A 13,721-nucleotide genomic window follows, 5' to 3' on the forward strand; every position below is an offset into this window, starting at 1 on the left:
ACTACTCTCCTCGAGCAAATAATTTATCTAGTTGATTTAATGGAAAAGCACGCCAAGTCGGACGGCCATGGTTACATTGACTCGCAAATTCGGTTTGTTCCATTTGGCGTAATAAGGCATTCATTTCTGAAAGGCTAAGTTGACGATGAGCACGTACTGCACCATGACATGCCATACCTGCTAACAATTCATCACGTTTTTGCAGTAAGCCTCTCGCCTCATCATTTGGATCAAGATCATTTAATAGTTCAGGAATTAAATTACCAAAATCTGCTTTATGCAAAATGGCAGGCACACCACGCACAATCACCTGATCATCGCCGTATTGATCAATTTCCAAACCCAAACGTTCTAATTGTGGTTGTAAATCTTCAACACGTGTGGCTTGCATACGAGTAATGGAAACAACTTTAGGAATCAGCAGTTGTTGCGAAGTCCAAAACTCAGGTTTATCCCATGCCGACTTCATCTGCTGCAACAAGATACGTTCATGTGCCGCATGCATATCCACAATGATCAGGCCTTCAGTATTTTGCGCCAAAATATAGATGCCATGCAGTTGTGCGATTGCAATTCCCAAAGGAAACTCATCTACACGTGATGGGCCTTGATTATTTCCATCTTCTGTTTCTTCACGTAAAGGCGCTAAATAGCTTTTGAGTGCATTATTTAACTGTGCAGAGCCATTATAACGTGGTTCTTGAGGTGTAGAATTGTACTGTACTGCCTGTGGACGGCTTTGATTAAACTCAGTGAGTAAATCTGTCGAAACAACAACCTGCTGATTGGCTTGTCGTTCAGGCTCAGCTACTGCTCGATGTAAATTGAATTGTTCTTGATATTTTGGCTGAGGCTGATAATTAAAATTTTCTGCATCAGCTTCATCTTTCTTCATCGCTTCTGCTAAATCAGCAGTTGCGGTTTGAAATTGAGACAAGGTTGCTTTGGCATAATGCCGTACAAACTCATGTACTTCACGCTGGTTCAGAAAACGAATTTCATGCTTTGTTGGATGCACATTCACATCAATATTTTCAGGGTCAACTTCTAAAAACAATAAATAAGATGAATGTTGATGACCATGTAATATTCCCTCATAAGCCATACGCAATGCATGTGAAATGGTTTTATCTTTGACAATACGACCATTTACATAGACATATTGCATATCAGCCTGTGCTCTTGCGTCGGAAGGATGCCCCAACCAACCAGACAAACGCATATTAATACTTTCAGCATCAATCCAATATGCATTTTGAATAAACTGTTGACCTAACAACTGCTGGACACGCTGATAACGTAATTCACCACTATCAGCAATCGGCAAATTTAAACGAATATTATCGTTATGTTCGAGTACAAAACGAATTTCAAAATGAGTCAAAGCCAAACGGCGGACTATTTCTTCGATATGACCAAATTCTGTACTTGGTTTTTTTAAAAACTTTCGGCGCGCAGGCACATTGAAAAATAAATCTTGTACACGAATATGTGTACCTTTTTGTGCTGCGACAGCCTGTATTTGTTGATGATCAAATGCTGTTCCATTCACTTCAACCTGATAACCCACACCTTGTTCATCTTGGCTACTGGTCAAAGTCAAACGTGATACCGCAGCAATAGAAGCTAATGCCTCTCCACGAAAGCCTAAACTAACAATTGCATGCAAGTCTTCCGATGTTTTAATTTTACTTGTCGCATGCCGCATCACCGCTAATGGTAAATCTTCAGGATGAATTCCATGACCATTATCAATGATTTCAATCAAAGTCGAACCACCTTGCGCCACCCGAATAATAAGTTCGGTTGCGCCAGCATCGATTGCATTTTCTAATAATTCTTTAACAACTGATGATGGACGTTCAATCACCTCACCCGCAGCAATCTGGTTGGCTAAGGCAGCATCAAGGGTATGAATACGACGAGTTGAATCATGCGCCATTCAATTGTTCCTGCAAAGTTTGAGATAAAGATTCGGATTCAGTGGTTAGCGTGACAAACCGAGTCAATTCATCATCCGATTTTTGAATATCAATCACTACATCAGCTTTTGGAATTTCATCTCCACCTTTTGAAGGCCATTCAAATAAGAATAAAGCATCTGGTGTTTCTAAATAATCACGAATTCCCATCAGTTCTAATTCATAGGGATCATCTAAACGATATAAGTCGAAATGGAAAATTTCTTTGCCTTGAATGGTATAGGGTTCAACCAAGGTATAAGTTGGACTTTTTACTGAACCTTGATGTCCAAGATTCTGGATAAAATAACGCGTAAATGTCGTTTTCCCAGCGCCTAAATCACCAATCAAATATATAACGCCTGAATGCAATTGTTGTGAGAGCACTTGCGCAAATTTTTGAGTGTCTTGTTCATGATTTAAAGTAAATTTCACTGAATATGACATGGCAAATAGAATAAAATTGGGATAGCAGCTATGATAACATTGCCCTGAGGTAAAGCCTAATCTATGGAAAGAAGTTGATTCTTTTTAATGCAATCATGAGCTAAATATTAAAGGATAGAAATGTCTTCTGAATCTTTATTTATACATTGCGAATGTCATGGTCAAAATTATGCTGCTGTCGTATGCGGACATTTGATTCAAAATAACAATAATTATCCTTTGGGTTTTATTGAAAATGTTTCTACCCCAACGAATCCACAAGGCTGGTGTTTGGCATGTGAATATGTTTTTACTCAGGAGAATGGTATGACAGATTCATTCCATAACTTTAATAATATGGCTGTTGTCTGTACTCAATGCTATCAGGAGATAAAAACTAAACATGATATCTATAAAAATCAGCAATCTTAATAAACTTGATCACTTACTAACTAAATATGATTGATTCTACTGCATCTATCTTTTCTCCCCCCTTAATCAACGGGGTCAGTGCCAGTAAAGTCTTTTTACCCCATGACATTTCTGCACCTACCATTTTTGCTTATCTTTGCCAACACTTTCCACATATTCAATCAAGCGAATGGCAACAACGTTTTAGCGATGAATTAATCTATGCTGCGAATGGTGAAAAATTAAAAATAGACAGTATCTATACGCCCAATAGCCATATTTTTTATTATCGTTTTCTTGCTCATGAAGTCTCTGTTCCATTTCAGCATGAGATTTTATTTGAAAATGAAAATTTACTCGTTGTTGATAAACCCCACTTTCTAACAATGACACCGACAGGACAATACGTTCAAGAAACATTACTCGTCCGCTTAAAGAAACAAACAGGCTATGAAGCACTGACGCCAATCCACAGATTAGATCGAGAAACAGCAGGTGTCGTTTTATTCTGCAAAAAGCCAGAGCAAAGAGGAATATACCAACAGCTTTTTGCAGATCGAAAAGTACAAAAAATCTATCATGCGATTGCAGCTTATCGAGCTGAATTACATTTCCCGCAAATATTACAGCTCCATTTAGAAAAAGGTCAGCCGTTTTACACGATGCAAATTAATTCTGAAAAACCTCATAATTCTGAAACTTTGATAGAGCTTCTGGAACACAATCAACATTACGCAAAATATCAGCTTAAACCTAAGACAGGTAAGCAACATCAATTGCGTGTGCATCTCAATTACTTAGGCATTCCAATTTTAAATGATCCTTTTTATCCAGTTGTCGCACATAAAGCTGATGATGACTTTGAACAACCACTCCAGTTATTGGCAAAACAGATTTATTTTATAGATCCTGTTTTAAATCAAGAAATGCATTTTAATTCTAAATTTGAATTGACATTGTAAATACAATGTAATGACAAAATTTCTATTTTTTCACTTCAAAAATATTGAAATTACATTGCAATGGTTTAGAATACATGACGATAATTAAAAATATTTGGTCGTATTCTGTATGCGAAAAACAGAAGTTTATCAAGTTCGCCTTGATTCACAGGAAAAGAAACAAGCTTTTGCTGTTTTTAAGCAGCTCGGTATATCCCCTGCTCAAGCTGTTCGTCTTTTCTTTAAGCAAGTCGTTCTGACGAAGTCGATCCCGTTTGCAATTGAAAACCAAAACATCAATATGGAGCAGTTACTTAAGCTTCGTAAATCTAAAAATGCAGCAATAAATGATCCTGCTGCTGTAGACTTGGATGTTGAAGACGATCATGAAGACCTATTTGAAGAATTGAATGCACTGTTAGGCGAAAGTGACAAAACTTAACAATGTTGCATTTATAAACAAGTTTTTATTTTTTAAGCTTAAATTTTTTCGTTATTCTGACAGTCCAAATAAAATTATAAGTGCAAGGATGGACAGGAATGATTGTTAAACGAGCAACAAAAGAAGATCTTCACCAACTTGCTGTCTTGTTTGATGAATACCGTCAATTCTATGGTACATCATCCAATGTTGAACAATCCTATCAATTTCTAAAACATCGTTTCGAAAATAAAGATAGTGTCATTTTCATTCACGTTAAAGATGATGTCCTCACAGGCTTTGTTTTACTGTACCTTGCTTTTTCATCTGTTTCTTGCGAAACCTATTATATTTTAGATGATGTTTATGTAACCCCATCTTATCGAAAACAAGGATCGGCTAAGCAATTAATTGACACCGCAATCCTTTTTGCTCGCCATGAAAATGCACAAAGAATTAGTCTTGAAACACAGAAGAATAATTATGAGTCTCGCCGTCTTTATGAACAAATGGGATTTATTCAAGATGATGAATTCAAGACCTTTCATTGCTTTTTAAAGTAATCATTCATCCAAAGCAATATTTTGACTCAGCTGTTTTTGTGAAGGTGTTAAATAGATCCACTCACCTTCTTTTAATTCAGGAAGTTCTAGTAAACCGATTTGATGTCGATGCAAAACTTCAACCTTATTACCGACCGCAGCCAACATACGTTTGACTTGATGATAAACGCCTTGATGAATCGTCATCGCCAATTGATGTGTTGAAAATAGTTGAACATTGGTGGCAGCATAGATACCTTTTTCATTACGTAATTCAACCCCTTGTTCTAAAGCCATTAATTGCTCAGCTGAAATCGGATCGGCAGTCGTTACATGATAAACTTTTGGCACATGCTTACGCGGATTGGTTAAGGCTTGTAAATATTGACCATCATCAGTCAATAACAATAATCCTGTGGTATCTTGATCTAGCCTTCCCACGCATTGAATACCCCGATGGATCAAAATTTCAGGTAGTAAGCTAAATACACTTTTGTGGTGCGTTGCCTGATGTGAACATTCATAACCCTTCGGTTTATTTAAAACAATGTAGAGATGTTCTCGATATTGGTATTCTTCTCCAAATACTTGAAAGCAAAGCTGATCCGTATTTATATTCTGTTTAGGGTTTTCACAAACTTGTCCTTCAATCTGCACAGAACCATTTTTAATTAACTGTTGGCAATACTTTCTTGAACCAAAGCCTTGCGATTGCAAAATTTTTTCCAACAGCATAAATACATCCTCATCTCAAACTGAGTCTATTGTACTCGATTCAGGTAGGCATCGTTGCTTACAGCATACTCATTCTTATTTTTTATAATTTATTCACAATCTGTTCATTTGTAATAGAACATATACAAAACTCTCGCCAAACTCTCTCAATCATCCTATTGCGCTCCATATTTTCACTTAAAAGTCTTGTTACATTTGTCTCAAGCAAAAGAATACTGTCCAAAAGAATGGATAAGGAGTTTCACCATGAAATCGAATATGTGGTTATGTAGCGTCATCTTGGCAACCTCTTCAATGATGACCGTTGCACATGCAGATAATACAGCACGTGTTGCAGCAACTTCAGCACTCGGTAGTATTGTTGGTACAGCAGTTGGTAAACAACTTGGCGGTAATACGGGTGCCATGATTGGTTCCGCAATTGGTGGTGCTGGTGGTGCTGCAGCATCAAGCAATAAACGTGATCGCACTGAAGCCGCGATTGGTGGTGGACTAGGTGGTGTTGGTGGTTACACCGTTGGACGTAATGTCGGTGGAACGAATGGAGGCTATATTGGCGCTGGTTTGGGTGCAGCAGGTGGTGCGGCTTTAGGTCAAAAAGTTGGTCAAGATCGTGCAGAAGACCGTCGCTACGAAAATCGTCGTTCTTACGATGAGCGCCGTTATGACAGCCGTCGTTCTTATGATGATCGTAGATACTATAAATCTCGTCATCATTACCGTCATGATAATGGCTATCACCGTGGTTGGTATAAAGATTAATCATCAAATCCTAACACTTTCTCTATTGGCGCCTTCGGGCGCTTTTTTTATTTTATCCAATTTGCAACAAATATCGACAATATTCGATATACAAAAACAATCTAATATCGTATTATTTCGATATATGATTTTGAGAGTCAAAAAATGACGTCACTACAAGAGATTAAATTTTCAATTTTGGAGTTAGCTCCTGTCAGAGACGATAAAAGTATTGAATTTTCACTTCGTCATGCACTAGAACTTGCTCAACATGCTGAAAAGCTTGGTTATGAACGTTTCTGGTTAGCTGAACATCACAATATGGATGGAATTGCGAGTTCCGCAACGGCAGTTTTACTAGGATTCATCGCAGCAAATACACACAAAATTCGCTTAGGTTCTGGTGGCATCATGTTACCTAATCACGCACCATTAGTTGTTGCAGAACAATTCGGGACTTTAGCAACACTTTATCCAAATCGTTTTGAACTTGGTTTGGGGCGTGCTCCAGGAACTGATCAAATGACGATGCGTGCATTACGACGCGGGCGTCAAGAAACTGAAGATCAATTTCCTCAAGATGTAATGGAAATTTTGCAATATTTCAAAGTACCACAACCAAATCAAAAAATAATTGCAACGCCAGGTCAAAATACCCATGTCCCTGTTTGGTTACTTGGCTCAAGTTTATTTAGTGCACAATTGGCCGCAAAGCTCGGACTTCCCTATTCTTTTGCATCACATTTTGCCCCACGTATGTTAGGTCAAGCAATCGAAATTTACCGTGAGAATTTTCAAGCATCTGAATATCTTGATAAACCTTATGTTTCAATGGGCGTACCAACAGTCGTTTCGGCAACTGATGAAGAAGCACAATATTTAGCAACTAGTTCTTATCAAAGAATTCTAAATTTGATTCGTGGCAATAGCCTAAAGTTGAGACCACCAATTGATTCAATTGAAGGATTGGCTTCAGTTTCAGAACAGATGGCGATTCAAAATTTTTATGCGATGGCACAAATTGGTTCAAAAGAAACTGTGAAAGCTGGATTAAATAAGATTGCTAGTCAATACGATGTTGATGAATTCATTTTTACATGTGATATTTATGATACTGAAAAACGACTAGAAAATTTTAGTTTGTTGATGGATGTTAAAAATAAATAATTTCTCATTTTCAAGTAAGCATTATTCATAACAATAATGCTTACTCCACCACACCGACGTATTGATAAGTAGTATTGTTTTTACTGTAACGTAAATATTTTCCTTGTGGTTTATAATTTTTATCTAACAACATAATATCAATATTATTCAAATTCTTATCCATTCGAATATAATCAGGTATATCACTCGACCCTTCATGATTTTTACAGTCAAAATCAACTTTGATCTGATCAAATTTTGCTGTTTTGGTCTGAAAAATTTTTATCGGCTGAATTCTCCCTGTCTTAATAGGTTGAAACGCATGAATTGCATAAGCTCCGATACAACTGCTCCCTTTATAATAGTTTTCAACCAAATAAATAGGTTGTTTAACGAAATCAGATTGTTTTACATCTAAGATAAAGCCCGTATCGATAGGCATTAAAGTAAATTTCCGTTCATTTTGAGTTTGCACATAAGAAGAATATTCCCCCATAGTACCTCCACTTCCCACATCGAAGGTATAAAACTTTAAACGTTTATCAGGTGAATAATCAATACGTAGATTATATTGGTCTTGAAATATAGGAAAAGTATAATTAAAACTTCTAGAATCACTTTCTATTTTTGCGACTACTTCTGACTCAATCGTTTGATTCACTTCGTAGAAGTCTTTTTGTGTATAGTGTTGAATTAATTTTTCCTCAAATTCAGCTAACGTTTCCGCGTGTGTTTCTGAAATTAAAATTAGCGATAATAAAAAGACAATTTTTTTCATTATTATTTCCTGTGGATTGGATTCTTCAAAAAGCGTAGACAATTCTACGCTTTTTGAATGGCACAATTATCCAATACGACGCTTTAAACCAGTCAACTGTAAAATACGCGTTGAAATTTCTTCAATCGACATTTCAGTGACGTTCAAATACTTAATACCTTCAGAAATATAAATACCCTCTATGGCACGTAATTCCATTTGGCATTGACTGAAACTTGCATAACGACTATTGGCTTTTCTTTCGCTACGAATAGCGACCAACCGCTCAGCATCAATCATTAAACCAAAGAGCTTATTTTTGTGTGCTCGTAGCACAGCAGGTAGGCGATTATCGTCTAAATCTTCTTCAGTTAAAGGATAGTTCGCAACACGAATTCCAAACTGTAATGATAAATAAATCGAGGTTGGTGTTTTCCCAGATCGAGAAACGCCAACTAAAATCAAGTCAGCTTTATCATAATGACGAGTTCGAGCACCATCATCATTGTCTAATGCAAAATGTACTGCATCAATACGAGCCTTATAAGATTCAGAATCTGTTACAGCATGGGTCTGTCCAACTAAAGTTGTCGGTGGTGTCCCCAACTCTTGCTCAAGTTTACTAATCAATCCCTCGAAAACATCCAAATTTACGGCTTTAGCTGTATTAATAATTTCACGGACATTTGGGTCTACCAATGTGTCAAAAACAAGTGGTAAACATCCATCTCTTGATTGGCATCCATTGATGTCAACAACGACATTCATTGCAGCTTCTTCAGTGGTAATATAAGGCATAATATGAATATCAAAATCGACATTCGGAAATTGCGCAAGTAGTGAATGTCCAAGGGTTTCTGCGGTAATTGCAGTACCATCCGAAATAAAAAATACACTCCGTTTAATTTGTTTACTTTCAGGCATCAAAATTCTCCTTAAACATTTGTCTTAGTGCTCTATAATCTTTATAGTAAACTCATCTAACATGACTGTCGCTTAGTAAAATACTAAATCTAAGCACATTCGTATAATTTCATACCAATGATGGTCATTCATACTGCAAAAAAAGTGGAGTAAATACTTTGGAAGCGCGCGTAATCGGTCTGGAAAAATTAGGGAAACACGATGTCGAACTCGTAGGTGGGAAAAACTCATCTTTGGGTGAAATGATCAGCCATTTATCCAATGCTGGTGTATCGGTACCTGGTGGTTTTGCAACAACTGCAGCTGCCTATCGTGAGTTCTTGGATCAAAGCGGCTTAAATGCTCGAATTCAGGCTGAACTTGAGCAGCTAAATGTTGATGATGTAAGCGCACTTATAGAGACAGGTGCTAAAATCCGTAAATGGATCGTTGATACCCCACTTACTGCTAATTTAGAACAAGAAATTCGTGACGCGTTTACAGCACTTTCAAACGGTAATCCAGACATCGCTGTTGCTGTACGTTCTTCTGCGACTGCAGAAGATTTACCTGATGCTTCTTTTGCAGGACAACAAGAAACTTTTTTAAATATTCGCGGAATTGATAACGTTCTTATCGCAATTAAAGAAGTTTTTGCTTCGCTTTATAATGACCGTGCCATCGCTTACCGTGTACATCAAGGTTTTGAACACAGTGTTGTTGCCCTATCTGCGGGTGTACAACGTATGGTTCGTTCAGAGACTGGTGCTGCAGGTGTAATGTTTACGCTAGACACAGAATCAGGTTTCCGTGATGTGGTATTTATTACTGCATCATACGGTTTGGGTGAAATGGTTGTTCAGGGAGCTGTTAACCCTGACGAATTCTATCTATCTAAACCACTTTTAAATGCAGGTAAACATTCAGTTTTACGCCGCAACCTCGGTTCTAAACACCAAAAAATGATTTATGGTGAAGAAGGCGCAGCAGGTAAATCCGTTGTTGTCGTTGATGTTGAAAAACCAGAACGTCAACAGTTTGCATTAAATGATCACGAATTGCATGAACTTGCTAAACAAGCATTGATTATTGAACAACATTACGGTTCGCCAATGGACATCGAATGGGCGAAAGATGGCGATGATGGTCAAATCTACATCGTTCAAGCACGTCCTGAAACTGTTAAAAGCCGTCAAAATGTCGGCACAATGGAACGTTACCTATTAAAACAACGTGGCACTGTCATTTGTGAAGGTCGTTCAATTGGTCAACGTATCGGTTCGGGCAAAGTTCGTGTTGTCACTTCGATTAAAGAAATGGATAAAGTACAAGACGGTGATGTTCTTGTATCTGACATGACTGACCCTGATTGGGAGCCAGTAATGAAACGTGCTGCAGCGATTGTAACCAATCGTGGTGGTCGTACTTGTCACGCTGCAATCATTGCACGTGAGTTAGGTGTACCAGCAATCGTGGGTTGTGGTAATGCAACAGAAGTATTAACCGATGGTCAAGAAGTCACTGTTTCTTGTGCTGAAGGTGATACAGGCTTTATCTATGAAGGTGCATTAGATTTTGAAGTGCAACGTAACTCAATTCATTCTATGCCAAAACTTCCATTTAAGATCATGATGAATGTTGGTAATCCAGACCGCGCATTCGATTTTGCTCAAATTCCAAATGAAGGAATTGGTCTTGCACGTCTTGAATTCATCATCAACCGTATGATTGGTGTACATCCTAAAGCGCTTCTCAATATTGACAGCCTACCACGTGAAACGCGTGCTGCTGTAATGACACGTACATCAGGTTATTCTTCGCCAATCGAATTCTATGTAGAAAAATTAGTTGAAGGTATTTCAACACTTGCAGCTGCATTTGCTGAAAAACCAGTCATCGTTCGTATGTCTGACTTTAAGTCAAATGAATATGCAAACTTAATCGGCGGTAAATTATACGAGCCAGAAGAAGAAAACCCGATGTTGGGTTTCCGAGGTGCGAGTCGTTACGTATCTGACAACTTCCGTGACTGTTTTGAACTTGAGTGCCGTGCTTTGAAAAAAGCTCGTGATGAAATGGGTTTAACCAATATTCAAATCATGATCCCATTCGTGCGTACAGTGTCTGAAGCAAAACGTGTGATTGAGTTGCTTGCTCAAAATGGTTTAAAACGTGGTGAAAATGGTCTAAAAATCATCATGATGTGTGAACTTCCAACCAATGCTTTATTGGCTGAACAGTTCCTTGAACATTTTGATGGTTTCTCGATTGGTTCAAATGACTTAACACAATTAACACTTGGTCTTGACCGTGATTCTGGTATCGTATCTCACTTATTTGATGAGCGTGATCCAGCGGTTAAAGCCCTTCTTTCTATGGCAATTCATGCATGCCGTAAAGCAGGGAAATATGTTGGTATTTGTGGTCAAGGCCCTTCAGACCACCCTGACCTTGCTAAATGGCTCATGGAACAAGGTATTGAATCTGTGTCACTTAACCCTGACTCAGTGCTTGATACTTGGTTCTTCCTTGCTGAAGAACAAATCAAGAAAGCTTAGTCTTTTTTAAAAAAGACCCTTTCGTAGGGTCTTTTTTCATCTTTAGTCATTGAGAATTTTTAATTATGCAAATTTACTTGGCTCGTAATAACCAACAAGCTGGGCCTTATAGTTTAGACCAACTGAACCAAATGCTTTCTAGCCAACAAGTATTACTTACAGACTTGGTTTGGCACGAAGGTATGAGTGAATGGAAAACTCTTGGCGAACTCACTCAAGGAAAACTTGTCTACGAACCTGTAGGTTATTCATCATTCAATCATCAAATTAACAATAAAACTGAGCAGTCAGCTTTTAAAATCAAAGTTGAACAAAAACCGACTGAACTTGCTTCTTTTCACTCACGTTTACTTGCCAAAGTAATTGATTTAACACTTTGGTTGCCCATGGCAGCGATCCCATCTTTCTTCTTCAATGAAAGTCAATATGCTGAACTATTCGAGATTCAGAAACAATTACAAGCTGCTCAAGTCGCATCAAGCAAAGCTGTTGAATTACAACAGCAACTTATGCAGCTTATTCCAAATGAAGCATGGATGAGTATTTTTGTTTATTTGATCCTTATGCTGATGCTACAAGCTTTTTTAATTGCAAAATCAGGACAAAGCATTGGTAAAAAAATAACCAAAATTAAAATCGTAGATGCTGAAACACATGCGTCAGTCAATACGATTAGAGCTTTTTGGTTGAGAAGTGCTTTATTTATCATTCTGAATTTATTGTTTATGCCATTTATTACCATTATCGACTATGCTTTCTTTGCATTTAATAAAAATCGTCAAACTTTGCATGATAAATTGGCAAAAACTAAGGTCGTAAAGCAATAATTTTTAATTAACTAAGCAAAAGAGGATTTATTCCTCTTTTCTTACATAGAAAATTGATATTTATAGAAAAGATATACAATTAAATAACAATTCCTACAAAATAAATCGGGTTTTAAAACAAGTATTTCTGACCGTGTTAGATATAGCTTAGTTTTTCAATATGAGGCATAATGCCCAACAACGTAGCGGTGTCGCATGATTGCTAAGCATTTCACAAAAAATTCTTATCAATCATGCGACACTTTAATCGCTATCCCATAATTTAATTAGGGAATGGGACTCTTCACCGAGGTTGTAAAATGAGACAAACGATTTTAGCTGTATTGTCTTTATCAACGATGGCTGCACTCTTAACTGGGTGTGGTGGTGATATGGTACTTCTAAACAATAAAGGTCCAGTTGGTCAAGGTCAAAGTAGCCTGATGATGACTGCGATCTATCTAATGCTATTGGTGGTAATTCCATCAATCGTAATGGCATTATGGTTTGGTTGGCAATATCGCGCATCGAATAAAGATGCAGACTATAAACCTACTTGGGCACACTCTACGACAATTGAGATCGTTGTTTGGGGTGTTCCTGTCATTATTATTGGTATTTTAGCTTGGTTAACTTGGTGGGGTTCCCACAAGTACGACCCTTACCGTCCGTTAGAATCAGATAAAGCACCATTAACTATTCAAGCTGTCGCTGAACAGTTTAAATGGATTTTTATCTATCCTGAGCAAAATATTGCAACGGTAAACGAAGTACGCTTCCCAGAAAAAACGCCTGTAAGCTTTAAGATTACGTCTAACTTTACGATGAACTCGTTCTTCATCCCACAGTTAGGTGGTCAGATCTATGCAATGGCGGGTATGCAAACTCACCTTCACTTGTTAGCAGATGAACCAGGCGTTTTCCGTGGTTTCTCAGCAAACTATTCAGGTTACGGTTTCTCTCAAATGCGCTTTAAAGCACACAGCGTAACTGAAGCTGAATTTGCAAAATGGGTAGAAGCTATTAAAGCTGGTAATGGTACAAGTATCAATGCTGAAGCAATTCAAAAAGGTACACTTGACCAAGCTGAGTTAGCAACGCTTAAAGATGGTGATCGTTCTAAGCATCAGATCGAGCATTTAGTGAATCGTGCTAAAGCTGCTGGTGATGAAGAAGCAGTTGCTAAAGCTGAAGCAATGAAACCGTTCCCGACTAAGCCACACCCTGTGACTTATTACTCTTCTGTTGAGCCTAAGTTGTTTGAAACAATCATCAACCGCTATATGAGTAACTATCACGGTGCTGACCACTCTGCTGGACATGCAACAGCAGAAACTCATGCTGCAGCTGAACACGCTGCTCAAGGGGAATAA

General features: G+C 37.8%; 14 protein-coding genes. 9 read left to right on the top strand and 5 right to left on the bottom strand.

What is annotated here, in order from left to right; all coding sequences use genetic code 11:
- Window position 1: 1 nt before the first annotated feature.
- Both mutL and tsaE read right to left on the bottom strand, forming a co-directional pair.
- Window positions 2-1,942: a DNA mismatch repair endonuclease MutL gene (gene mutL / locus ACN19N_RS09800; RefSeq protein WP_420001233.1), complete on the bottom strand. Its 1,941-nt coding sequence runs from the start codon at window positions 1,940-1,942 to the stop codon at window positions 2-4.
- On the bottom strand, window positions 1,932-2,408 hold the full coding sequence (gene tsaE, locus ACN19N_RS09805; RefSeq protein ID WP_420001234.1) for a tRNA (adenosine(37)-N6)-threonylcarbamoyltransferase complex ATPase subunit type 1 TsaE: 477 nt from the start codon (window positions 2,406-2,408) through the stop codon (window positions 1,932-1,934). The genes mutL and tsaE overlap by 11 nt, the downstream gene beginning before the upstream one ends.
- Before the next feature lie 120 nt (window positions 2,409-2,528).
- Here tsaE and ACN19N_RS09810 point away from each other — a divergent pair, with 120 nt between their 5' ends.
- The 4 genes from ACN19N_RS09810 to ACN19N_RS09825 all read left to right on the top strand — a co-directional run bounded on the left by ACN19N_RS09810 (window position 2,529) and on the right by ACN19N_RS09825 (window position 4,723).
- Complete coding sequence (locus ACN19N_RS09810) at window positions 2,529-2,819, top strand: hypothetical protein (RefSeq protein WP_018678103.1); 291 nt, start codon at window positions 2,529-2,531, stop codon at window positions 2,817-2,819.
- Between the two features lie 26 nt (window positions 2,820-2,845).
- Complete coding sequence (locus ACN19N_RS09815; RefSeq protein ID WP_420001235.1) at window positions 2,846-3,760, top strand: pseudouridine synthase; 915 nt, start codon at window positions 2,846-2,848, stop codon at window positions 3,758-3,760.
- A gap of 109 nt (window positions 3,761-3,869) precedes the next feature.
- Window positions 3,870-4,181 (top strand): type II toxin-antitoxin system RelB/DinJ family antitoxin, encoded by a 312-nt coding sequence (locus ACN19N_RS09820; protein WP_269230044.1) that lies wholly within the window; start codon window positions 3,870-3,872, stop codon window positions 4,179-4,181.
- A 98-nt stretch (window positions 4,182-4,279) separates the two neighbouring features.
- Complete coding sequence (locus ACN19N_RS09825) at window positions 4,280-4,723, top strand: GNAT family N-acetyltransferase (RefSeq protein ID WP_005215389.1); 444 nt, start codon at window positions 4,280-4,282, stop codon at window positions 4,721-4,723.
- Here ACN19N_RS09825 and ACN19N_RS09830 read toward each other — a convergent pair whose 3' ends face one another.
- Window positions 4,724-5,437 carry a pseudouridine synthase gene (locus ACN19N_RS09830; protein ID WP_269238177.1) on the bottom strand — a complete coding sequence of 238 codons (714 nt, stop codon included), beginning with the start codon at window positions 5,435-5,437 and terminating at the stop codon, window positions 4,724-4,726.
- A 246-nt stretch (window positions 5,438-5,683) separates the two neighbouring features.
- Here ACN19N_RS09830 and ACN19N_RS09835 point away from each other — a divergent pair, with 246 nt between their 5' ends.
- Window positions 5,684-6,199: a glycine zipper domain-containing protein gene (locus ACN19N_RS09835; RefSeq protein WP_420001236.1), complete on the top strand. Its 516-nt coding sequence runs from the start codon at window positions 5,684-5,686 to the stop codon at window positions 6,197-6,199.
- A gap of 144 nt (window positions 6,200-6,343) precedes the next feature.
- Window positions 6,344-7,345, top strand: a complete 1,002-nt coding sequence (locus ACN19N_RS09840; RefSeq protein ID WP_420001237.1) for an LLM class flavin-dependent oxidoreductase — start codon at window positions 6,344-6,346, stop codon at window positions 7,343-7,345.
- A gap of 40 nt (window positions 7,346-7,385) precedes the next feature.
- On the opposite strand, the gene ACN19N_RS09845 is transcribed toward ACN19N_RS09840, so the two are convergent.
- Both ACN19N_RS09845 and ACN19N_RS09850 read right to left on the bottom strand, forming a co-directional pair.
- Complete coding sequence (locus ACN19N_RS09845; RefSeq protein ID WP_420001238.1) at window positions 7,386-8,102, bottom strand: hypothetical protein; 717 nt, start codon at window positions 8,100-8,102, stop codon at window positions 7,386-7,388.
- A gap of 66 nt (window positions 8,103-8,168) precedes the next feature.
- Window positions 8,169-9,005, bottom strand: a complete 837-nt coding sequence (locus ACN19N_RS09850) for a pyruvate, water dikinase regulatory protein (RefSeq protein WP_269230039.1) — start codon at window positions 9,003-9,005, stop codon at window positions 8,169-8,171.
- Window positions 9,006-9,163: 158 nt separating this feature from the next.
- On the opposite strand from ACN19N_RS09850, the gene ppsA reads away from it, so the two are divergent.
- The 3 genes from ppsA (at window position 9,164) to cyoA (ending at window position 13,721) form a co-directional block, all read left to right on the top strand.
- Window positions 9,164-11,542: a phosphoenolpyruvate synthase gene (gene ppsA, locus ACN19N_RS09855; RefSeq protein ID WP_269230038.1), complete on the top strand. Its 2,379-nt coding sequence runs from the start codon at window positions 9,164-9,166 to the stop codon at window positions 11,540-11,542.
- A 65-nt stretch (window positions 11,543-11,607) separates the two neighbouring features.
- Window positions 11,608-12,369 carry an RDD family protein gene (locus tag ACN19N_RS09860; RefSeq protein WP_269238179.1) on the top strand — a complete coding sequence of 254 codons (762 nt, stop codon included), beginning with the start codon at window positions 11,608-11,610 and terminating at the stop codon, window positions 12,367-12,369.
- Between the two features lie 299 nt (window positions 12,370-12,668).
- The gene (gene cyoA, locus ACN19N_RS09865; RefSeq protein WP_420001239.1) at window positions 12,669-13,721 is read left to right on the top strand and encodes a ubiquinol oxidase subunit II; all 1,053 of its coding nucleotides are present in this window, start codon (window positions 12,669-12,671) and stop codon (window positions 13,719-13,721) included.

The organism is Acinetobacter sp. LF10, from assembly GCF_048585715.1.
Taxonomy (GTDB): Bacteria; Pseudomonadota; Gammaproteobacteria; order Pseudomonadales; family Moraxellaceae; genus Acinetobacter.